Genomic DNA, 21,746 nt, shown 5'->3' with positions numbered 1-21,746 from the left:
CCGCCAGGGTGGCGGTCGCCGGCATGACGTTGATCTGCTCCGGATCGCCGGCCCGCAGCACGGTCGGGGTCAGGCAGATCGGTCCGAGCAGCGGGTGGTCGCCGTGGGTCGACCGCAGCACGTGCTGGGTGTCGGCCAGGGCGGCGAGCATGGTCCCGACGCCCGGCAGGGGGTTGCGCCCCATCCACGGCATCGCGCCGTGGGCCATCGCTCCGGTGAACGCGGCCTCCAGCCGGATCGCCCCCTTGGCGACCGGGCAGACCTCCCCGCCCTCGGGCTCGCAGACGATCACGCCGTCGACCCGGTCCACCCCTGGGATCGCGCCGGCCACCAGATCGGCGGCGAACCGCTTGGCGCCCAGCATCAAGCCCTCCTCGTCGGCGAGCACCCCGACGACGATCCGGCCCGCGAAGCCGCCGAGCTGGACGGCCCGGACCGCGTGCATCATCGCGGCCACCCCGGCCTTCATGTCCGCACTCCCCCGGCCGCGCAGCCGCCCGTCGACGACGTCGCCGCAGTAGGGGTCGAAGGACCAGCCGGCCGGGTCGCCCTCGGTGACGACGTCGACGTGGCCCTCGAACATCAGCGTGGGCCCGGGCCGCTCGCCGGTCACCACCCCGACGACCGACGGCCGGCCGGGGGCGGACTCGACGACCGTGACCGCCCACCCGAAGTCGCGCATCAGCGCGGCCAGCAGCGCGACGGCCGGCCCCTCGACGTCGCCCGGGCCCTCGTGGACGGGGCGCCGCCGGCCGAGCCGGGCGGCGAGGGCGACGACCGCGGCGGCGTCGCTGCCGGGCCCGACGTCGGGCCCGGCGTCTGGCCCGGGCCGGCTGCCGGGCGCAGGCGCGCTGCCGGTCACGGCCGCCGCTGCGGCGCCGGTCCGGTCCCCGCTGCGCGGCACGGTCAGTTCCCGCGCAACTCGCGGAACCGGGCCAGCTCGGCGGCGTCGATGCCGTAGGCGTGCTCGGCCGCCGGGAACGACCCGTCCCGCACTTCCCGGGCGTAGTCGGCCACCCCGTCGGCCATCGCGTCCAGCAGGTCGGCGTACCGGCGGACGAACTTGGCGCCCTTGCCCTCCCGGATGCCGAGCAGGTCGTGGAAGACCAGCACCTGGCCGTCGGTCTCCGGCCCGGCGCCGATGCCGATGATCGGCACCGTGGTCAGCGGCATGATCTCGGCGGTCAGCGCGTTCGGCACGGCCTCCAGGACGATGCAGCAGCAGCCCGCGTCCTGCAGGGCCAGCAGTCCCTCGGTGATGCGGACGGCCGACTCGGCGCTGCGGCCCTGCGCCCGGTACCCACCCAGGGAGGTCGCCGACTGGGGCGTCAGCCCGACGTGGCCGACCACCGGCACGCCGGCCCCGACGATCGCCCGGGCCCGGCTGACCGAATCCGGGTCGCCCCGTTCGAGTTTGACGGCGTCCACGCCGCCCTCCTTGACGAAGCGCACGGCCGTCTCGACCGCCTGCTCGTCGCTCACCTCGTAGGAGCCGAACGGCAGATCGGCGACCAGCATCGCGTGCCGGACGCCACGACGGGTCGCCTTGGTCAGCACCAGCATCTCGTCGATCGTCACGTGCACGGTGCTGGGGTGGCCCAGCACGGTCATCGCGCCGGAGTCGCCGACCAGCACCATGTCGACGTCGGCCAGCTCGGCGGCCACGGCGCTCGGGTGGTCGTACGCGGTGACCATGACGATCTTGCGGCCGGACCGCTTCATCTCGAACAGATCCGGGATGACGATCGGCCGGCGACCGGCGGGCACGGCGGGGCGGGTGGACATCGGATGCTCCTTTGCTCCGGCCGGCGGCCCGGCGGGCGCCGCGGGCGGGATGCGACGGTACCGTGCGCGTCCATTGCTACCACCGGGCCACGGTCGGCTCACCCGGGGTGTGACCGACTCCACCCCGGGGGTCCCGGACGTCCGGCATAGGATCGTTGCCCCGCTGCAGCGCTTCCGTCCGGTTCGCCGCAGCCCCGCCGGAGCCGGGTGGTGCCGATGCCGCAGAGATTCGGAACGGGTGCCGCGCCCGGACCCGCGGCCAGCTCGCCGCCGGCCCCGCCCGACGACGGGCCGGCCCCCCGGCCGGCCGCCCGGCCCCGGCACACCCTGGTGGCGCTCTGCGCCTTCTGCGTGGTGCTCGCCGGGTCGGAGCTGTCGATCCTGACGGCCGCCGGCTGGGACGCCGGGCCGCTGGCCCTGTGGGAATCGATCGTGGTGCTGTACTTCGCCTCCGGGCTGATCGCGCTGTGGCGCCAGCCGCACAACCCGTTCGGCTCCCTGCTGCTGCTGGGCGGGCTCGTGCACTGGTGCGCCGGCATGCTCACGGTCCCGGTGCTCGGGCTGACCATGGTGGGCTCGTTGACCCGCTCGCTGCCCCTGGCCGTGCTGATCCATCTCATCCTGGCCTTCCCCACCGGCCGGCTGACCGGCCGGCCGGCCCGGGTCGCGGTGGGCCTGGCCTACGTTACCTCGACCGTGCTGGAGGTGCCGGCCGCGCTGCTGGGGCCGGCCGGTCCCCTCCCGACGCCGGCGGCCGGTCCGGTCGCCGGCGGGCTCGCCCTCCTCGGCGCTTTGCAGCGTCCGGCCGGCCTGATCTGCCTGGCGCTGGCGATGGTCGCGATGTGGTCGCGGTGGATCAGCCGCCGCCGGTACCGGGACGACCGCCTCGGCCCGTTCGTGCTCTACGGCTTCGCCTGCCTGCTCGGGCTGGCCCTGACCGTGCTGGTGCGGCTGCTGGTCGCGGTCCCCCTGGTCGATCCGGCGGTGCTCCAGCGGGTGGCCGAGCTGCAGGGCTACCTGATCGCGCTGCTGCCGGTGGTGTTCCTGCTGGGCCTGCTCACCGGCGCCTACGGCCGGACCGGCGAACTGCGGGAGTTCTTCGCCGACGTGGGCGGGGGCGAGCCGTCGGCGGCCGATCTCGACGCGGCCGTGGCCCGGGCGGCCGCGCTGCCGGGCAGCCGCGTGATCTACCAGACCGACGAGCCCGGCGAGTTCGTCGAGGCCGACGGCTCCCCGGCGGTGGTCGCCGCCGGGGAGCGGCGGTACCCGATCCGGTCCGGGCCGCGCGTCGTCGGGGCCGTGGTCCACCCGTCCGGGGCGGACGTCGACGCCACCCTGCTGGCGGCGGTCGCCGCGGCGTCCGCGCCGGTCGTGGACCACCGCCGGGCGGTCGTGAGCCGCCGGGCCGCGCTGCTGGAGCTGCGGCGCACCGATCGGGCGCTGCGCCAGTCCCGGCGGCGCATCGCCTCGGCCGGCGACCGGGAACGTCGCCGGATCGCCCGGGACCTGCACGACGGGCTGCAACAGCACGCCCTGGCGCTCGGCCTGCAGGCGCAGGAGCTGCGGCTGGTGCGCCGTGACCCCGATGCGGTCGCCGCGACCGCCGACGCCCTGCGTGACGGCATCGTGGCACTGCTCGCCGCCCTGCGGGACCTGGTCCAGGGCATCATGCCCGCGCCGCTGGTCGAGCGCGGCGTGGTGTCCGCGGTGAAGGAGCTGGCCGGCCGGCTCCCGGTGCCGATCACGGTCGAGGTCGCCGGTCACCCGCGCCGGCTGCCCGCCGAGATCGAGAGCACCGTCTACTTCGTCGTGCTCGAGGCGATCACCAATGCGATCAAGCACGCCCGGTGCACGGCGATCACGGTGGGGCTGGACCTGGGCGCGGACCGGGTCGTCGCGCAGGTCGCCGACGACGGGACCGGGGGCGCCACCGTCGGGGCCGGATCCGGGCTGGTCGGCCTGCGGGACCGGCTGGCGGCCTTCGGCGGGACCCTGGAGGTCACCTCGGCGCCCGGGGCCGGCACCGCCGTGCGGATGATGGTGCCGTGCGGATAGCGCTGGCCGAGGACGAGGCCCTGTTCCGGCAGGGACTGGGCAGCCTGCTGCGCGCCTCCGGGCACGAGATCGTCGTGTCCGCGGCGGATGCCGAGCAGCTGCTGGCCGAGGTGGTCGACGCCCGGCCCGATCTGGTGATCACCGACATCCGGATGCCGCCGACCCACACCTCCGAGGGGCTGACCGCGGCGATCCGGATCCGCCGCCTCATGCCCGACGTCGCCGTCGTCCTGCTCTCCCACCATGTCGACGCCCAGGGCACCGTGGAGCTGCTCACCGCGGGCGGGCACCGGATCGGCTACCTGCTCAAGCAACGGGTGCTGGACTTCGAGATGTTCGCCGGGGTCCTGGAACGGGTGCAGGCGGGAGAGTCGGTCATCGACCCGGAGGTGGTCGCCTCGGCGCTGACGGCCCGCCGGGAGCGCCGGGCGGTGGACAGCCTGACCCCGCGCCGGCTGGACGTGCTGACCCTGATGGCGCAGGGCTACAGCAACGCCCGGATCGCCCGGGAGCTCGTGGTCACCGAGGCCGCGGTGGCCCGCAACATCGCCCTGATCTTCGAGACATTGGGCCTGCCGCAGGATCCCGACATCCACCGGCGGGTGCTGGCGGTGATCGAGTACCTCAACCGGTGACCCGGGTCAGCCCCCCGAGGTGGGGGCCGGCCCGCTGCCGGTCGCGCCCGGCGCGGCCGCGGGATCGCCCGGGATCACCGCGTTCGGGTAGAAGATCGGGATCAGCCCCTTGAGGATGGCCAGGGCCGATCCCTCGCCGTTGGGGATGGTGGCCAGGTTGGTCGCGATCACGATGGTCAGGCCGGACTCGGGGTCGTGGCCCATGAACGTCATGAACCCGGGGATCTGGCCGTCGTGCCCGTAGAGCTTGTCGAACTTGGCGATGCCGAGCCCGTAACCGGCCGTGCTGCCGGCGCCGGATCCCTCGACGCTGTCCATCCGGATCTTCTGCGTGGCCGGGTCCAGCAGGCCGCCGTCGACCATCGCCTCGACGTAGGTCTTCATGTCCTGCACGGTGGAGATGGCACCGCCCGCGGTCCAGGCCCAGGACGGGTTGGCCATGGTCTCGTTGTTGGGCAGGAGCCGGCCGTCCAGCGCGAGCGGCTGCAGTTCGGCCGGCAGCGCGTAGGTGTCGATCGTGGAGGTGTTGCTGCCGAACGAGTAGCCCTGCGGGTGGGGGTTCGGGATCGCCGAATCCAGCGGCAGCGACGTGTCCTTCAGGCCCAGCGGGGTGAAGATCCGCTCCTGGAACGCCTGTTCCGCGGTCATCCCGGTCAGCTTCTCGATCACCATGCCCAGCAGGATGATGTTGGTGTTGCTGTAGTTGAACTCCTGTCCGGGCGGCCCGTTCTGCGGGTGGCTGAAGGCGATGTCGAGCAGCTCCTGCGGCGTCCAGACCTTCTGCGGTTCCTGGTCCAGGGTGTTGTTGAACGTGGGGTCGAAGCTGTAGCTGTAGAGACCGCTGCGCATCTCGGACAGGTTCGCGATGGTGATGCCATCACCGCCGGGCACCCCGGGGATGTACTTGGCGATGGGATCGTCCAGCGCGAGCTTGCCCTCCTGCACCAGCTGGAGGATGACGGTCGAGGTCATCGTCTTGGTGTTGCTGCCGATCCGGAAGTGGTCACCGGCCTGCATGGGCTCGTCGGTGCCCCAGGTTCGGGTCCCGAAGGTGCCGGTCCACTCCCCCTGGTCCCTCGACGAGATGAGCACCACCGCGCCGGGAATCACGTTGTCCTTCATGGTCTTCGCGACCGAGGCCGAGACCGCGGCGACGTAGGCCGGTTCCGCCCCGGTCGACGTGCCCGCCGACCCGGGCGCGGCCGCGCCCGACCCGCCGGTGCTCGACGCGGCCGCGCTCGTGGAGGCCGAGGCGCCCCCGGACGATGAGGTCGACGATGAGGTCGAGGAGGTACAGCCGGCCAGGCCGATCAGTCCGACGGCCAGCACCGCGGCCGTCAGGCGGTTGCGATTCATGCCTTCTCCAGTGATGGGTCCAGTGACGGGTCGGGTGACGGGTCGGGTGAGGGGTCGGGCGATATCCGGGCGGAGCCGGTGGGCGGGGTGACGATCCGGCGCCAGCTCAGCACGAGCACCACCGGGACCAGGAGCATCGACGTCCACCCCAGGAACCGGGAGACGGCGTCGGACTCCCAGATCGCGGGCAGCGCGTAGTAGGCGAACAGGATCGCGGTGGCACCGATCAGCACCAGGGCGCGCAGCACCGCGGCGTCGAACCCGCAGATCGCCAGCGTGCGGGGGATCACCCGCCGGTAGCCGTCGACGATCCCCCACAGCACGAGCAGGCCGACGACCGCGTAGATCCACCACGGCGACAGGCCCGTGCCCAGCACGAAGTGGTGGACGTCCCCGCCGTCGGAGAAGGTGCGCAGCGGCACGTAGCAGTAGACGTTGGCCAGGTTGATCCACAGGAACCAGAACAGGACGTAGGTGGCCACCGGCCGGGTGTCGAACCACGACCGGCCGATCAGCCAGCGCGAGAGCAGGTAGAAGCCACCGTTGATCACCCCGGGGCCGGCGAAGGCGACCATGGCGACCGCGGTGCCGCGCCCGGCGTCGAGGGCGGCGGTGTAGTCGACGTTCTCGTTGATGTCCCAGAGCAGAAGCACGTTCGTGGCACTCGTGCCGCCCCAGGTGATGTTCCCGGGTTCGGGCTTGATGCCGAGCAACCACGCCACGGTCGAGTGGGCGAACTCGTGCGGGATCACCGCCACGTAGTGGGTGACCAGCAGGATCAGCGGGGTGGCCACCAGCAGCCAGCCGGCGGTGCGGGTTCCGGCGGACCCCGGCCGGCCGCTGGGATCGGGCGGGCCGGCCGGCGGGCGGACGTCGGTCACGTCGCGATCACCCCTTCTTCATCGGCGGCGGATCGTCCGGCACGACGGTCGCCGCGATCTCCCGCCAGAGCTGGTCGGCCGCATTGACGTAGGCGCCCGTGGTCGGGTCGAACGCCGCCGGCTGGTAGGTCACGGCCACCGCGACCGCCACGTCCGACCCGGGCAGGTAGGCCTCGACGGCCGATTCCCCGGAGAACAGGGGGTCCTGTTCCAGCCAGTTGCCGGTGATCACCACACCGAGCCCGTAGGTGTAGCCGATGCTCTGCTCGAAGCAGGCCGGACAGCCGGGCACGGCCGAGGTCTTTCCCCGCAGATCGGTGCTGGTGAACCGGGCGTAGGACTCGGGCGACAGGAGCCGGCCCGACCCGATGCCCCGGGCCGTGGTGATCAGGTCGTCCAGGGTGGTGGTCTGGATCGCGCCCTGGGCCAACGTCCACGAGGGGTTCCAGAAGGTCGACTCCTCGTAGAACGGGGTGCCGGCGGGGACGGCCAGGGTCTGCCGGCGCTCGGACGAGAACGCGTGCAGCACCGGTTCGGGAATGGCCGGGGTTCCGGCGTTGCCCGACGTGCCGGTCAGGCCGAGCGGGTCCAGCACCTTGGCCTGCAGGGCCTGGTCCAGCGGCAGCCCGGTGATCTTCTCCAGCGCCTGACCCAGGATCACGTAATTGGTGTGGGCGTAGTTCCAGTTGGTGCCCGGCGGGTAGTAGAGCGGCTGGTCGACCGCGAAGGCCAGCAACTCGTCCGGAGTCCACTGCTTGTACGGGTCGGCGTAGTTCGCGGCGGTCAGCTCGGGGGTCTGTTCGTAGTCGACGTAACCGGAGGTCATCTGGGCCAGCTGCCCGAGGGTGACCTCGTCGGCGTGCGGGATGTCCGGCAACCAGGTCGACACTTTGTCCTCGAGCGTGACCTTGCCCTCGTCGACCAGGATCAGCAGGAGGGTGGACATGTACGAGATGGCCACGGCGCCGTTGCGAAAGTGCATGTCGGTGGTGGCCGGCACCCCGGTCATCGAGTCGCCGACGGCCTGCTCGACGACGGTGTCGTCACCCCGGGTGACCTTGACCAGCACCGCCTGAAGGTGGTTCTGCTCCCGGAACCGGTTCACCACGTCCATCACCGCGGCGGCCGGCGCCGCGTCCGCCGGTGCGGTGGAGGCGCTCGCGGCCGACGTCGGCGACGGCGTCGCCGGCCGGTCGGAGGTCACGGTGGGGCCGGGCGACGCGGCGGACGACCCGGCCGCTCCGCCGGCCGAGGTGCAGGCGCCGAGCAGCAGCATCGACCCGGCCAGCAGCCCGACCCCTCGCACTCGCACGTCCACTCCCCGCTCGCGCCGATCCCGGTGGCGGGCGGCGCCGGTGGCATGCCCGTCCGGTGATCAGTTCAGCGGACGGCGGGCGAAGAGGGAATAGCCCTGGCACTACATCATCGGGCGAATTGTCCACCCGCCCGGCGGCAGGAGGGTTCGATCGACATCACCGTGAGTGGCCATCCAGCGCACGGTGGCGCCTGCCTACGGGTGAGGCGCCAGCCGCAGCACCACGTTGTCGATCAGCCGGACGCCGCCGATCACGACGGCGACGGCGAGCACGGCCGGGCCGGTCACCAGCACCGGGACGGGCCGGAACGTGTCCGCGTCCACCAGTTCCAGATACTCGACGTCGATGGCGTTGTCGTGCAGGATCTTGCGCGCGGCGTGCACCAGCGACCCGGCGTCGCTGATGCCACCGGCGGCGGCCAGTTCGGCGGCCCGCAGCGCCTCGGAGACGTGCGCCGCCCGGGCCCGGTCGAACGGGCTGAGCCGCCGGTTGCGGCTGGACATGGCGAGCCCGTCCGGCTCGCGGACCGTCGGCACCACCACGATCTCGGTCGGGATGTTGAGGTCGGCGACCATCGCCTGGACCACCCGTACCTGCTGGGCGTCCTTCTGCCCGAAGTAGGCGCGGTCCGGCGAAACCATGCCGAAGAGCTTGGCCACCACCGTGGTGACGCCCTGGAAGTGGCCGACACCGCGGTGCGCGCCCTCCAGTGCCTCCACGATCGGGCCGTGCAGGGTGACGGTCGCGGTGAAGCCCGGCGGGTAGATCTCCGCCACGTCCGGCGCGAACACCAGGTCGACGCCGGCGGAGCCGGCCAGCTCGACGTCCCGGGCCTCGTCCCGCGGGTAGGCGGCGAGGTCCGACGGGTCGTTGAACTGGGTGGGGTTGACGAAGATCGACATGACGACGAGGTCGGTGCCGGCGCGGGCCCGGCGGGCGAGCTCGAGATGGCCCTCGTGCAGGGCCCCCATGGTCGGGACCAGTCCGACCGTTCCGGTCCCCCGCACGGGCTGGAGCGCGGCGCGCAGGTCGGCGACGGTCCGGACGATTCTCATCGGTGGAGGACTCCCGGGATCGGGGAACGGGGCGGCCCCCCGGTTCGGCTCGGCCGGAGGGTATCGCGGACGCAGCGGCGGCCGCAGGTCACCACCGCCGACCGGTCCCGGGCCGGTGACCGCGGCGCCCGCATCAGCCCGGGGGCGTCGCGGAGGCGGAGGCGGACGGCCGGGCCGGCGGTCCGGACGCGCGCGCTTGCGGGGCGGCCGGCGACCCCGACGGAACCGACGACCCGGACGGGACCGACGACCCCGACGACCCCGACGGGACCGGCGGATCCGTCGCCGGGTTCGGCCCCGGGCGAGCGGCGGCCAGCCGCTGCGTCGCGGCGACCAGGGCGTCGAGCAGGCCGACCAGCTCCGGGACCCGCTCGGCCACGGCCGCCCGGTGCCGGGCCACGGTCCCGGCATCACCCCGGGCGACCGGACCGGTCAGTGCCGCCGGGCCGAGCCGGCCCCAGTTCTCCAGGGCCGCGCGGGCCAGCGGCAGCAGCGCCGCCCGGTCCAGGCCGGCGGTGGCCAGCAGCTCCGCGGCGGCCGCCTCGACGGTCACCAGGTAGTTCGCGGCGATGGACGCGGCCGCGTGGTACGCCACCCGGTCCCGCGCGGCCACCCGGACCGGGTGGAGCCCGGCGGCCGCGGCCAGCGCCTGCGCCACCGCCAGCGCCGCCGGCGAGGACCCGTCGACGGCGGCGACGACCCCGTTGAAGTCCGCGCCGGCCGGCGTGACCGTCATCAGCGGATGCACGCTGAACCCGGGCCGCGCGCCCAGCACCTCCAGACCGGACGCCCCCGAGCAGTGGCCGACCAGCGGGCCCGGCCCGATCCGGGCCGCGGCGGCCGCGATCGCGTCGTCGGGGACGCAGAGCAGCACGACCCGGTCGCCGGACCCGGTGTAGCCGCGCCCGTGCGGCCCGGTCACCCCGATCCCCGCGGCCCGCAAGGCGGCGGCCAGGGCGGTCCCCAGCCGGCCCCCGCCGACGATCGCGCACGGCTCCGGCACGGATCCGGGCATCGTGGTCGGCGCGGTGGTCGGCGCGGTGGTCGGCTCGGTGGTCGGCTCGGTGGTCGGCGCGGTGGTCAGCGCTGCCCCGGACCGGACTGGTTCGGCGGCCGGTACCACGCCGGCGGTTGCTGGTAGCCGGGCGGCGGCTGCTGCGGGTAGCCCGGCGGCGGCTGGTACCCGGGCGGCGGTCCGGGCTGGGGCTGCTGCTGGGGCTGCTGGGGTTGCGTGGGCTGCGGCGGCCGCGGCGGGGCCGCCGCCTGCTGCCGCGGCGGGGCCGGCTCGTCCTGCGCCGGCTCGTCGTCGCCCACCGGTCCGGTCGAGCCGGTGCCGGAGATCGCCGGGCGTTCCGCACCGGGCACCTCACCCCGGTAGGTGGCCAGCCGGGCGGCCTCCTGCTGCGCGATCGTCACCGACGCCTCCCGCTCGACCTGGGCGACGGCGGCGGCGACCTCCTGGGCGGAGGTCCCGTCGAACCAGTCGGCCACGTCGTCGTCGATGTCCCCGGGCCGCGAGCGATGGGACGCGTCGGCCGGATCATCGGCCGGCGGCTCGTACCGGAAGACCCCGTCGTCGCCCTTGGTGCCGAGCATCCGCGCGAAGCCCTCCAGCGACTTGTTGAAGTCGCTGGGGATGAGCCAGACCTTGTTCGCATCACCCTGTGCCATCTGCGGAAGGGTCTGCAGGTACTGGTAGGCCAGCAGTTCCGGCGTCGGCTTGGCCGATTTCACGGCGGCGAAGACCTTTTCGATGGCCTTGGCCTGGCCCTGGGCCTGCAGGTACCGGGCCGCGCGCTCGCCCTGGGCCCGCAGGATGCGGGACTGCCGCTCACCCTCGGCGGACAGGATCGCCGCCTGCTTGGCGCCCTCCGCGGAGAGCACCGCGGCCTGCTTCTGGCCCTCGGCCGTCTTGATCGAGGACTCCCGCTGGCCCTCGGAGTTCAGGATCATCGCGCGCTTGTCCCGGTCCGCGCGCATCTGCTTCTCCATCGCCTCCTGGATGGACGGGGGCGGGTCGATCGCCTTCAGCTCGACCCGGGCGACCCGGATGCCCCATTTCCCGGTGGCCTCGTCGAGCACCCCGCGCAGCTGCCCGTTGATCGAGTCGCGGCTGGTCAGCGTCTGTTCCAGGTTCATCCCGCCGACCACGTTGCGCAGCGTGGTGGTGGTGAGCTGCTCGACGGCGACGATGTAGTTGGCGATCTCGTAGACCGCCGCCCGGGGGTCGGTGACCTGGAAGTAGACGACGGTGTCGATCGACACGGTCAGGTTGTCCTCGGTGATCACCGGCTGGGGCGGGAAGGACACCACCTGCTCCCGCAGGTCGATCCGGGCCCGGATGCGGTCCAGGAACGGGATCAGCCAGACCAGCCCGGCGCTGCCGGTCTTGTTGTACCGGCCCAGCCGTTCGATCACCGCGGCCTGCGCCTGCGGAATCACCTTGACCGACCGGATCAGCACGACGACGACCAGAATGGCGACGACGAGGGCAACGATCAGCGCGATATCCATGGCTCAAGCCCCCCAAATGACCACGGCGGTGGCGCCGCGGACCTCGACGACGGTGACAGATGTGCCCGGCGGGAGCGCCCGGTGGCCGTCCAGGCTGACCGCGGACCAGACCTCCCCGCCGATCTTGACCTGCCCGCTGCTGGCGTCGACGGTGGAGACCACGGTCGCCTTGGAACCGATGATCGCGTCGATGCCGGTCCGGGTCTGGGACGGCTGGTAGTACTTGCGCAGCAGCATCGGCCGCAGGCCGAGCACGAGCGCGACCGACGACAGCGCGAACACCAGCACCTGGGCCCACAGCAGGTCGGGGAAGAAGGCGGCGAACCCGGCCGTGATCAGCGCCCCGCCGCCGAGCATCAGCAGCACGAACTCGGCGCCCAGGACCTCGGCGATGGACAGCAGGACGCCGCCGACGAGCCAGATCCATCCGGACATGAACCCATCCTGCCAGAGGCTTTCGGCCGGCCCCGGGGATCGGGAGGTCTCACGCAGGACACGATTGGGTATCCACTCATCGGTGACCTGGGCCACACACCGGCAACGCAGGAGCGTCAACCGACCACTCCGAGTAACGTCCGGCCGGTCGGACGGCCAGGGCCACCCGGATCGAGCGAGTTCCGGACGAGTGGAAGACGAGGAACGTCAATGGCGACAACGAGCACCGATGAATCACTCGAGCTGATCCGGACGGATCCGGACCGACCGCCGGTCGCGGTCCGGGGCCGGACGCCGATGAAACCCGCCGCGAAGGGTTTCTACGCGGTGATCGCGCTGCTCGGCGCGGTCGGCTGGACCATGATCGCGATCATCCGCGGCGAGTCGGTCAACGCCGTGTGGTTCGTCGTCGCCGCCGTCTGCACCTACGTGATCGCCTTCCGCTTCTACGCCCGGCTCATCGAGTACAAGGTCGTCAAGCCCCGGGACGACCGGGCGACTCCGGCCGAGACGTACGCCAACGGAAAGGATTTCGATCCCACCGACCGCCGCGTGCTGTTCGGGCACCACTTTGCGGCGATCGCCGGCGCCGGCCCGCTGGTCGGCCCGGTGCTGGCCGCCCAGATGGGGTACCTGCCCGGCACGATGTGGATCATCATCGGCGTGGTGCTGGCCGGCGGGGTCCAGGACTACCTGGTGCTCTGGCTGTCGACCCGCCGTCGCGGCCGCAGCCTGGGCCAGATGGCGCGGGACGAGCTCGGCACCTTCGGCGGCATCTGCGCGATGATCGCCGTGTTCGTCATCATGATCATCCTGATCGCGGTGCTCGCCCTGGTCGTGGTCAACGCCCTGGCCGAGTCGCCGTGGGGCGTCTTCTCGCTGGCCATGACCATCCCGATCGCCCTGTTCATGGGCTTCTACCTGCGCTACCTGCGACCGGGCCGGGTCTCCGAGGTGACCGTCATCGGCGTCGCCCTGCTCCTGCTCGCGATCATCTCCGGAGGCTGGGTGGCGCAGACCGAATGGGGTCAGAGCTGGTTCACGCTGTCCAAGGTCACGCTCGCCTGGGCGATCATCATCTACGGGTTCGCCGCCTCGGTGCTGCCGGTGTGGATGCTGCTGGCCCCGCGCGACTACCTGTCCACGTTCATGAAGGTCGGCACGATCATGTTGCTGGCGCTGGGCATCGTCATCGCCCAGCCGACCGTGCAGATGCCGGCGATCACCTCCTTCGCGATCAACGGCAACGGGCCGGCGTTCGCCGGGTCGCTGTTCCCGTTCCTGTTCATCACCATCGCCTGCGGCGCCCTGTCCGGTTTCCACGCGCTGATCTGCTCGGGCACCACGCCCAAGATGGTGGAGAACGAGAGCCAGACCCGGATGATCGGCTACGGCGGGATGCTCACCGAATCGTTCGTGGCGATCATGGCGCTGGTCACCGCCGTGATCCTGGACCAGCACCTCTACTTCATCATGAACGCGCCGGCCGGATTGACCGGCGGCACCGCGGACACGGCCGCCGCCTGGGTGAACGGCCTGGGGCTGAGCGGCTCGAACATCACCCCGGCCTTCATCAACCAGGCCGCCGCCGATGTCGGTGAGCAGTCGATCATCTCGCGCACCGGCGGGGCCCCGACCCTGGCCTTCGGGATGAGCGAGGTCCTGCACAGCGCCCTGTTCGGCCTGGGCGGCAAGGCGTTCTGGTACCACTTCGCGATCATGTTCGAGGCCCTGTTCATCCTGACCACGGTCGACGCGGGCACCCGGGTCGCGCGGTTCATGCTGTCGGACTCGCTCGGCAACATCCCCGGCGCCCGCAAGTTCCGCGACCCGTCCTGGCGGGTCGGCGCCTGGGTCTGCTCGGCGGTCGTCGTGCTGGCCTGGGGCATGATCCTGCTGATGGGGGTCACCGACCCGCTGGGCGGCATCAACACGCTCTTCCCGCTGTTCGGCATCGCCAACCAGCTGCTGGCCGCGATCGCGCTGACCGTGGTCTTCACCGTGCTGATCAAGAAGCGGCTGTACAAGTGGTGCTGGATCCCCGGCCTCCCGCTGGTCTGGGACCTCACCGTCACCCTGACCGCGTCCTACCAGAAGATCTTCTCCTCGGTGCCGGCGATCGGATACTGGGCCCAGCACAACGCGTTCAAGACCGCGCAGGAGGCGGGCGCGCAGACCTTCGGCACCGCCTCGTCCCCGGCGGCGATCGCGGCGGTCGTCCGGAACACCTTCATCCAGGGCACCCTGTCGATCATCTTCGCGTCGCTGGTGATCCTGGTGGTGATCGCCGCCGCGGTCGTCTGCGTCCGGTCGATCCGGGCCGGCGGCCTGCCGACCACCGAGGATCCGGACCTGCCCTCGCATACGTTCGCCCCGCGCAGTTTCATCGCCACGCCGGTGGAGAAGCGCATCGCCGCCGAGTGGGCGGAACAGCAGCCGCTGGCCACCGCGTCCCGGGGGCACCATTGAGCGCCGTGACCGGCCTGGCCGGGGCCTGGCGCGGGCTGCGCTGGTGGGTCGGGTCGGTGCTCGGCGACACGGCCTACGCCCGGTACGTCGACCACCTGCGGCGGACCCACCCGGCGGCCCCCGTGCCGACCGAGCGCGAGTACTGGCGGCAGCGGTACGCCGAACAGGACGCCCGCCCGGGCGCCCGCTGCTGCTGAGCGGTTAACCCGCGTGTGACCCGCCGTTCCTGGCCGGGTGATGCGGCCTTCCTACCGTCGGGGCATGAAGGTCATCATCATCGGAGCGGGCATCGGCGGCACCAGCGCGGGGATCGCCCTGCGCAAGCTGGGCCACGACGTGGAGATCTACGAGCAGGTCACCGTCAACCGGCCGGTCGGCGCGGCGCTGTCGTTGTGGTCCAACGGGGTCAAGGTGCTCAACTGGCTCGGGGTCGGCGAGCAGGTGGCGGCGCTGGGCGGCCTGATGGACGACATGGCCTATCACGACGGCCGGACCGGCGAGACGATGTGCAGGTTCAGCCTGGACCCGATCACCCGGCAGAGCGGCCAGCGGCCCTACCCGGTCGCCCGGGCCGACCTGCAGGCCATGCTGATCCGGACGTTCGGCGACGGAATCCATTTCGGCCGCAAGATGGTGTCGCTGGCCGACGACGGGCACGCCGTGACGGCGACCTTCGCCGACGGCTCGACGGCCACCGGCGACCTGCTGATCGGGGCGGACGGCGCCCGGTCGATCACCCGCGAGTACGTGACCGGCGGCGGCATCGAGCGCACGTACGTCGGGTACACCAACTACAACGGTCTGGTCCCGGCGGACCCGCGGATCGGTCCGGTCAACCAGTGGACGACCTACGTCGCCGACGGGAAGCGGGTCGCGGTGATGCCGGTGGCCGGCGACCGCTTCTACTTCTTCTGCGACGTGCCCCAGCCGGCCGGTCTGCCCTACGACCGGTCGGCGGGCAAGCAACCGCTGCTGGACGCCTTCGACGGCTGGGCCCCCGGCGTGCAGGCGCTGCTGGACGCCATCGACCCGGCGGTCTCGCTCAACCGGGTGGAGATCTGGGACATCGAGCCGTTCCACACGTGGGTCCGCGGCCGGGTGGCGATTCTCGGCGACGCGGCCCACAACACCTCGCCCGACATCGGTCAGGGCGCCTGCTCGGCCCTGGAGGACACGTTCGTGCTGGCCATCACCCTCTCGGCCAACACGGTCGGGGTCCAGGACTCGCTGCTGCGCTACCAGAAGACCCGATCCGAGCGGGCCGGCGAACTGGTCCTACGGGCCCGCAAGCGCGGCGCCGAGACCCACGCCTACGACCCCGAACTCACCCGTACCTGGTACGACACCCTGCGGCAGGAGGACGGCAGCACGATCATCCGCGGCATCCTGGGCAACATCGTGGACAGCCCGATCAACATGGGCGGCGGCCTGCTCGCCTCCTGACCCGGCCGGCGCGCCGCCGCACGAAATATTGCGCGGCGCGCCGCCAGTGGTGCCGGCGCGCCGCGCGGAGAGTGGCTCGGGGTCGGCCGATCGCCGACGCGGGGCGGGCGGTGCAGGGTCGATGCTCGAGGGTGCAGGTCGGGACAGGGACGCGAGCGGGGTGAGGGACGCTGCCATTGGGGAGCCTCCACCACCGTGTGGTGCTCGGTCCTGACCCCCGGCGGCAGCGCCTCGCGATCAGCATTGTTGATCCGGACCGATTCGGACAAGCCTCCGGTCGGGTAGTTCACCGCCCGTGACGGACACTTCACCCGGCCGGCAGCGATGGGGCCCGCGTCCGATGACCCTGGGTGAGCGCAGGGTCACGGTCGGGTCAGACGGCGGGCCATGACGCCGGCGCGATCACGAGGATCACTTCACCGCAACCGGTTTCGGTTCAGTGACCGGGCTCGGTGACGAAGTCGATCAGCCGCTCGACCGCGGTGATGAGCGGTGTGTCGATGTCCCGGTAGCTGCGGACCGACCCGTTGATCCGGCCCCACAGGGTCTGGGGATCGGACACGCCCAGGGCGCGACAGACGCCCGTTTTCCAATCGGTGCCGCGGGGCACCGCCGGCCAGGCCTTGATGCCGACCGCGGACGGCCGCACCGCCTGCCAGATGTCGATGTACGGGTGACCGGTGATCAGCACGTGCGGACCGGCCGGCGAGTGCTCGACGGACGCCGCGATCCGGGTCTCCTTGGACCCCGGAACCAGGTGATCGGCCAGCACACCCACCCGGCGGCCCGGGCCGGGCGCGAACTCGCCGACCGCGGCGGGCAGGTTGTCCAGACCGTCCAGCGACTCGACGACGACCCCCTCGACCCGCAGGTCGTGACCCCAGACCCGTTCGACCAGGGCGGCGTCGTGGATGCCCTCGACCCAGATCCGGCTCCCCCGGGCAGTCCGCGCCTTGAGCCCGGCGACCGCGCGGGAGCCGGACGCCGAATGCGCGGGTCCGGCCGGGCCCGCCTTCGGCCGGACCAGGGTGACCTGCTGCCCGTCGACCAGGAACGCGCCGACGGCCAGCGGGAAGTTGCGGCGCTTGCCGTGCCGGTCCTCCAGCGTCACCGCGCTGTTCGTGCACGCGACGACCAGCCCGCAGAAACCGGACAGCGGATCCTCGGCGACGACGTCGCCGGTGGCCGGCAGCTCGGGGATCTTCCGGGGCGCGCGAGGGGCCAGCGGGTCCGAGTAGGAGCGGGTCACGGCGGCCGAGCCTACCGGCGCCGGGCCGCCTCCCGGGCGGCGACGCGCGCACTCCCCCGGCTCGGGCCCGCGGGTGCCGGTCGGCGCGCGACCCGCACATCGGGCCGGTCAGCGGGCGGTGAAGCCGGACAGCAGCACGTCGGCCACCGCCTGCGCCTCGGCCTCCGGGTCGACGTCCGGATGGTCCTGCAGGTAGCCGATCATGGCGTCGATCGCCCCCTGATAGATCACCGCCATCACCCGCGGGTCAGCCGACCGGATCGTCCCCTCGGTCTGGCCGCGGATGAGCAGCCGCTGGTGCTCGCCGTACGTCGCGTCGTACGCCCGAACGGTGATGCGCTGCCGGCCGTCGGCGGTTCGCAGACTCTGCACGATCTGGGCCATCGCGTCGAGTTCGGCACGGTGGGTGCGGGTGAGCAGGGCGGTCCGGCGGATCACCTCCCGCACCACCGCCGGCGCCGGTGCCGACACGTCGAGGTCGTCGACGACGGCGTCGCGAATGCGGTTGCCCAGGTGGGTGAGGGTCTGCTGCATGAGGTCGTCGCGATCGCTGAAGTAGTGCCACACCAGACCTTTGGCGATACCGGCGCGCCGCGCGACCTCGGTCAGGGTCACATTCGCATAGCCGTTGGTGGCAATCGCGTCGGCGGTGGCCGCGAACACCTGCCCGCGTCGTTGGTCGGCACTCAGGCGCTGACGGCCGGCCCGGGGTGACGGGCCGGAGGAGGCGGCGGGGTTGGACACGGTCGCGATTGTCGCCCACCGGGCCGTCGTCACGTCAGCGGTCCGGATGACCGATGCCGTACCGCACGACGTCGATGACGACGCCGAGCATCAGGAGGGCGACCAGGATCATCTGCCCGCGCATCCATTCCGGCACGAACCCGGGCAGCAGCGCCTCCACGACATTGGCGACAAGAAGCACCGCCGCGATGATCCCGACGGCCCGGATCGCGCCGCGTCGACCGCGCTGGGCGCCGCGCAGACGCAACGGCAGCAGCACGGCGACGACCGCCACCACGATCGCGTGACCCCAGGCGTGCTCGGTCGCCTGGTCCGGCGCGACCACCGACATCACCGCAAGGGCAGCGATCGTGAGCAGGACGACCCCGAGATAGATCCCGACCAGCGCGGTGACGCGCGGCAGCGCCGGCGCCCGACGCGATGGTGCGCTCTTATTGACCATACGGTCAATGTAAGACTCTATTGACCACGTAGTCAACGGATCACCCGTGCCGCCCCGGGTGACCCCCGGTCGACCGACATGTGCAGCGACCGGCATCGAGTGGGCAGCGACCGTCGTCATGCCCGGCGAAGGACGACGGTCGCCGTACAGCCGGCCGGGCGTCAGACCCGGCGGCTCACCCGCCGCCGGCCCAGGCCCAGGCCGGCGGCGGCGATCGCCGCCCCGATGGCCGCCAGGGTCAGGGTCAGGCGGGTCCGTTGGTCGGCCAGGACGTAGTCGGCGTAGGAGGCGACCACACCGGCCTCGACCAGGCACTGACGCCACCAGGCCTCCGGATCGGACGGCGGGCCGGCCTCCATCGTCTGCGACTGGACCGGGCACGCCGGGTAGGCGACCGTCTGTCCGGCGGCATCGAGATACCCGAACCCGACCTGGTAGGCCCCGACCGGACCGGCCTGGTCCGGCGCGGTCGACGGGGTGACGACGTGGACCGGCGGGACCAGATCGAGGTAGGCGCCGTATCCCAGGGCCCCGACGAGCACGGTTCCCACGACGAGCGCCACGCTCATCGCGGCGGCCAGCGACCGCAGCAGGGCGCCGGCCGGCACCCCGACGCCGAAAGCCAGCAGGGTGAGAATCGCCGGGACGGCACCGATGACCTGGAAGTCGGGCACCGCCAACGGGCTCCACGGTTCCAGCCCGGGCGCCGTCACGACCCACTCGGCCACGAGACCGAGAGCCAGCATGCCCAGGGTGAGCGGCACAGTCACCACCGCACACTTGGTCCAATACCACCGCGGCCGGCTGACGCTCTGGCTGACGGCGAACAGCACCGTGCCGCGCTCCCGTTCCGGGCCGACGACCGTCGCCCCGCCCAGCGCCCCCAGCCCGACCGGCAGCACCAGCAGAGACAGCCGCAGCCACAGCCAGAACCGGTTGTCGGCTGGGTAGTCGGGACCACCGGGCGGTCGCGTGTCGTAGATCAGGCGGAAGATCACCATGGCGACCGCCAGCGCCACTATCAGACCCAGGCCGGCGAGCACGAGCGTCCGGTGCTGGCGCCAGGCCACCCACCACATCCCGCCGGGCGCCCGGCCGGTCAGCTCGCGAGCGGGGGCCAACGATTCGGTGATCATGCCGCCACCGCCCCTTCGCCCGCCGCAACGCGCAGCCGGGCGACCACCACTTCCTCCAGCGTCGGCGCCACCGTGGTCCACCCCTCGGGAACCACCGGCGGCCGCCCGTCCACCAGCACGGTGAGCTGGCGCAGGGTGCGGCGGATCTCGACCGCGCCCGCCGACACGGCGGCCAACCCGGCCTCGTCGTCGCCCGGCCCGGTGAGCAGCACGTGCCGGCCCACCAGATCTTCGATCGGCCCGTGCAGGGTCACCCGGCCGCCCGTCATGAGCGCGAGATCATCGCAGGCGTCTTCGATCTCGCCCAGGATGTGGGACGAGAGCAGCACCGTCATCCCGGTGTCCGCGGCCTGCGCCAGCAGCGTCTGCTGCACCTGGAGCCGGGCCAGCGGATCGAGATCGGCCAGCGGTTCGTCCACCACCAGCAGGGACGGGCGCCGGGCCAGCACGAGGGCCAGGGCCAACCGGGCCCGCTGCCCACCGGACAGCGTGCGGATCCGCGCCCGCCGGTCCAGAGCGGCCTCGTCGCAGAGGGTTTCGGCCAGCCCACGATCCCAGCGGGCGTTCAGGTGCCGGCCGACGTCCAGCATGGTCGCCACCGTGAACTGCCGGTAGAGGGGCTTGTCCTGGGCCAGGAAGCCGAGGTCGGGGTGGGCCGGCGAGGACCCGACCGCCGCGCCGAGTACCGAGATCCGACCCTCGGTCAGCCCGATCAGCCCCGCCGTCGCCAGCATGAGCGTGCTCTTTCCCGCGCCGTTCGGACCGACCAGCGCGGTGATCGCGCCCGGTCGCAGCTCGAACGAGCAATGCCGCAGCGCCCACCCCCGCCGGTAGCGAACGCCGGCGTCGTGCACCTGCATGATCGGTTGTTCACCCATCCCCGCCTCCGAATGTTCTGTCCAGCAACGCTTTCACCAGTGCCTCCACCTCGTGCCGGGCCAGCCCGGCCGTCCGGGCCCGGCCCAGCCAGCCGGTCAGCTCGACGCCGAGCGGCGAATCGACTCCGGCCTCGTCCCGGGCCAGCCCGCGCAGGACGAAGGTGCCGGCGCCGACCCGTCCCTGCACCAGACCCTCGCGCTCCAGCTCGCGGTAGGCCTTGAGCACCGTGTTCGGGTTGACCGCCGTGCTGGCCACGACCTCGCGGGCCGTCGGCAGCTTGTCCCCCACGCCCAGCCGGCCGAGCACCAGGGCCTGGCGGACCTGCTCGACGATCTGCAAATACGCCGGCAACCCCGACCGGCGGTCGATCCGGAACTCGATCACCCGGATTACACTAGTGCATTAGTGAAATAGGTCAATAGGCCGGCTCGGCCGGCGCGCAACGCGGCCGTCTCATGCGTGACGTACGGTGGCGCTCGTGTCGATGTCCGGAGCCGTTCGCGCGGCGACCACGCTCGCCCTGTGGTCGGCCGCCTGGCGCGGTGGTGCGAGCCCGGACGACGTGCTGACCGCGATCGACGGGGCCGATCAGCGGGCCGGCGTCCGGGCCGCGACCGCGGAGATTGCGGCCATGACCGGGCTGCCGGGTCCGGGCAGCCCGACCGCCGGGTCGGCGGCGCTGCTCCCGCTACTGCGGGCCGGCGGCGACGCCGAGCTGGTGCTGCCCTACCCGGGCGACCTGCGCGGCCTGCCGACGTCGGGTGAGCTGACCGTGGTCGGCCTGGAGGCCGGAGCCGCGGTCACGTTGACCGGGTCCTCGCTGGCCGTGGTGCCGGTGAACGGGCACTGGCGGGTCTTCGCCAATCACGCCCGGCACCCGGCCGACGGTGTCCCGGAGGCCCACGACCGGCTCGATGACGAGGTCGCGCGGGCCACCCGCAACCTGGCCGCGCTCGACGTCGCCCGGCAGTCCGACGGCGCCCGCGACCGGGTGCGCGAGCTGATGCTGGCCGAGGCGGTCAGCACCCCGCCGGCCATGCCGCGGGTCGCCTCCGCACTGCTGGCCACGTCGATCTCGCTGCAGGCCCTGCTGACGGTGGCCGACAGCCACGACACCAACGCGGTGAACCTCTACCAGATGGCCGCCGTCGACGACGCGCTCCGGCCGTTGGCCATCGCCATCCGGGAGGCACGGCGCGCGGCCGTGGCCGCCGGCGTCCGCGCGTTGGCCGGGAGCCGGGTCCCCGGTAGCCGCTGACCCGGCCCGTGTGTGCAGAAGGGTGGCCGCTTCGGCGCGGGAAAGGGGGCCACAGCGGCACACGGGGGTAGGCGGGGGCGCCCGCCCCGCCCCC

Annotated in this window: 20 protein-coding genes and 1 pseudogene; 6 read left to right on the top strand and 15 right to left on the bottom strand. The window is 72.6% G+C overall.

The window, feature by feature from the left end:
* Both ACOJUF_RS25140 and panB read right to left on the bottom strand, forming a co-directional pair.
* Positions 1-904 (bottom strand): M20 family metallopeptidase (locus ACOJUF_RS25140; RefSeq protein WP_420124536.1); only part of this gene is annotated, 904 nt, incomplete at its 3' end.
* 2 nt (positions 905-906) lie between these two features.
* A complete protein-coding gene (panB, locus tag ACOJUF_RS25135; RefSeq protein ID WP_420124535.1) occupies positions 907-1,785 on the bottom strand; it encodes a 3-methyl-2-oxobutanoate hydroxymethyltransferase in 879 nt (292 codons plus the stop codon).
* A gap of 216 nt (positions 1,786-2,001) precedes the next feature.
* On the opposite strand from panB, the gene ACOJUF_RS25130 reads away from it, so the two are divergent.
* Together ACOJUF_RS25130 and ACOJUF_RS25125 are read left to right on the top strand one after the other, a co-directional pair.
* The gene (locus ACOJUF_RS25130) at positions 2,002-3,840 is read left to right on the top strand and encodes a sensor histidine kinase (RefSeq protein ID WP_420124534.1); all 1,839 of its coding nucleotides are present in this window, start codon (positions 2,002-2,004) and stop codon (positions 3,838-3,840) included.
* Positions 3,831-4,475 carry a response regulator gene (locus ACOJUF_RS25125; protein WP_420124533.1) on the top strand — a complete coding sequence of 215 codons (645 nt, stop codon included), beginning with the start codon at positions 3,831-3,833 and terminating at the stop codon, positions 4,473-4,475. The genes ACOJUF_RS25130 and ACOJUF_RS25125 overlap by 10 nt, the downstream gene beginning before the upstream one ends.
* Before the next feature lie 6 nt (positions 4,476-4,481).
* On the opposite strand, the gene ACOJUF_RS25120 is transcribed toward ACOJUF_RS25125, so the two are convergent.
* The 7 genes from ACOJUF_RS25120 to ACOJUF_RS25090 form a co-directional block, all read right to left on the bottom strand.
* Complete coding sequence (locus ACOJUF_RS25120; RefSeq protein WP_420124532.1) at positions 4,482-5,831, bottom strand: serine hydrolase domain-containing protein; 1,350 nt, start codon at positions 5,829-5,831, stop codon at positions 4,482-4,484.
* On the bottom strand, positions 5,828-6,712 hold the full coding sequence (locus tag ACOJUF_RS25115) for a hypothetical protein (RefSeq protein WP_420124531.1): 885 nt from the start codon (positions 6,710-6,712) through the stop codon (positions 5,828-5,830). Before ACOJUF_RS25115 ends, ACOJUF_RS25120 begins: the two co-directional genes overlap by 4 nt.
* A gap of 7 nt (positions 6,713-6,719) precedes the next feature.
* Positions 6,720-7,988, bottom strand: a complete 1,269-nt coding sequence (locus ACOJUF_RS25110; protein WP_420124538.1) for a serine hydrolase domain-containing protein — start codon at positions 7,986-7,988, stop codon at positions 6,720-6,722.
* A 234-nt stretch (positions 7,989-8,222) separates the two neighbouring features.
* Positions 8,223-9,083 (bottom strand): pantoate--beta-alanine ligase, encoded by an 861-nt coding sequence (gene panC / locus ACOJUF_RS25105; protein WP_420124530.1) that lies wholly within the window; start codon positions 9,081-9,083, stop codon positions 8,223-8,225.
* Positions 9,084-9,216: 133 nt separating this feature from the next.
* Positions 9,217-10,206, bottom strand: a complete 990-nt coding sequence (locus tag ACOJUF_RS25100; protein ID WP_420124529.1) for a DUF2520 domain-containing protein — start codon at positions 10,204-10,206, stop codon at positions 9,217-9,219.
* Positions 10,164-11,597, bottom strand: coding sequence for an SPFH domain-containing protein (locus ACOJUF_RS25095; protein WP_420124528.1), 1,434 nt, complete (start codon positions 11,595-11,597; stop codon positions 10,164-10,166). The genes ACOJUF_RS25100 and ACOJUF_RS25095 overlap by 43 nt, the downstream gene beginning before the upstream one ends.
* A gap of 3 nt (positions 11,598-11,600) precedes the next feature.
* A complete protein-coding gene (locus ACOJUF_RS25090; RefSeq protein WP_420124527.1) occupies positions 11,601-12,032 on the bottom strand; it encodes an NfeD family protein in 432 nt (143 codons plus the stop codon).
* 210 nt (positions 12,033-12,242) lie between these two features.
* Between ACOJUF_RS25090 and ACOJUF_RS25085 the strand changes: the two genes are divergently transcribed.
* The 3 genes from ACOJUF_RS25085 (at position 12,243) to hpxO (ending at position 15,944) form a co-directional block, all read left to right on the top strand.
* Positions 12,243-14,501: a carbon starvation CstA family protein gene (locus ACOJUF_RS25085; protein WP_420124526.1), complete on the top strand. Its 2,259-nt coding sequence runs from the start codon at positions 12,243-12,245 to the stop codon at positions 14,499-14,501.
* A gap of 14 nt (positions 14,502-14,515) precedes the next feature.
* The gene (locus ACOJUF_RS25080) at positions 14,516-14,698 is read left to right on the top strand and encodes a YbdD/YjiX family protein (RefSeq protein WP_420124537.1); all 183 of its coding nucleotides are present in this window, start codon (positions 14,516-14,518) and stop codon (positions 14,696-14,698) included.
* A 64-nt stretch (positions 14,699-14,762) separates the two neighbouring features.
* Positions 14,763-15,944: an FAD-dependent urate hydroxylase HpxO gene (gene hpxO / locus ACOJUF_RS25075; RefSeq protein ID WP_420124525.1), complete on the top strand. Its 1,182-nt coding sequence runs from the start codon at positions 14,763-14,765 to the stop codon at positions 15,942-15,944.
* 436 nt (positions 15,945-16,380) lie between these two features.
* Here the strand turns inward: hpxO and ACOJUF_RS25070 are convergent, their stop codons facing one another.
* The 6 genes and pseudogenes from ACOJUF_RS25070 to ACOJUF_RS25045 all read right to left on the bottom strand — a co-directional run bounded on the left by ACOJUF_RS25070 (position 16,381) and on the right by ACOJUF_RS25045 (position 20,778).
* Complete coding sequence (locus ACOJUF_RS25070) at positions 16,381-17,193, bottom strand: DUF3097 domain-containing protein (protein ID WP_420124524.1); 813 nt, start codon at positions 17,191-17,193, stop codon at positions 16,381-16,383.
* Between the two features lie 108 nt (positions 17,194-17,301).
* Positions 17,302-17,937, bottom strand: a complete 636-nt coding sequence (locus ACOJUF_RS25065) for a TetR/AcrR family transcriptional regulator (protein ID WP_420124523.1) — start codon at positions 17,935-17,937, stop codon at positions 17,302-17,304.
* A 34-nt stretch (positions 17,938-17,971) separates the two neighbouring features.
* Positions 17,972-18,379, bottom strand: a complete 408-nt coding sequence (locus tag ACOJUF_RS25060) for a hypothetical protein (RefSeq protein ID WP_420124522.1) — start codon at positions 18,377-18,379, stop codon at positions 17,972-17,974.
* 161 nt (positions 18,380-18,540) lie between these two features.
* Entirely contained in the window at positions 18,541-19,515 is a 975-nt protein-coding gene (locus ACOJUF_RS25055) for a hypothetical protein (RefSeq protein ID WP_420124521.1), read from the bottom strand.
* Between the two features lie 382 nt (positions 19,516-19,897).
* Positions 19,898-20,375 (bottom strand): annotated as a pseudogene (locus tag ACOJUF_RS25050) (ATP-binding cassette domain-containing protein); the annotation flags it as partial.
* Between the two features lie 10 nt (positions 20,376-20,385).
* Positions 20,386-20,778: a GntR family transcriptional regulator gene (locus tag ACOJUF_RS25045; protein WP_420124520.1), complete on the bottom strand. Its 393-nt coding sequence runs from the start codon at positions 20,776-20,778 to the stop codon at positions 20,386-20,388.
* 100 nt (positions 20,779-20,878) lie between these two features.
* Between ACOJUF_RS25045 and ACOJUF_RS25040 the strand changes: the two genes are divergently transcribed.
* Positions 20,879-21,652, top strand: a complete 774-nt coding sequence (locus tag ACOJUF_RS25040; protein WP_420124519.1) for a hypothetical protein — start codon at positions 20,879-20,881, stop codon at positions 21,650-21,652.
* The last annotated feature ends 94 nt before the right edge of the window (positions 21,653-21,746 follow it).

This window comes from Nakamurella sp. (assembly GCF_048594475.1).
Classification (GTDB): domain Bacteria; phylum Actinomycetota; class Actinomycetes; order Mycobacteriales; family Nakamurellaceae; genus Nakamurella.
This window is presented reverse-complemented; position numbering and strand designations above follow the sequence as displayed.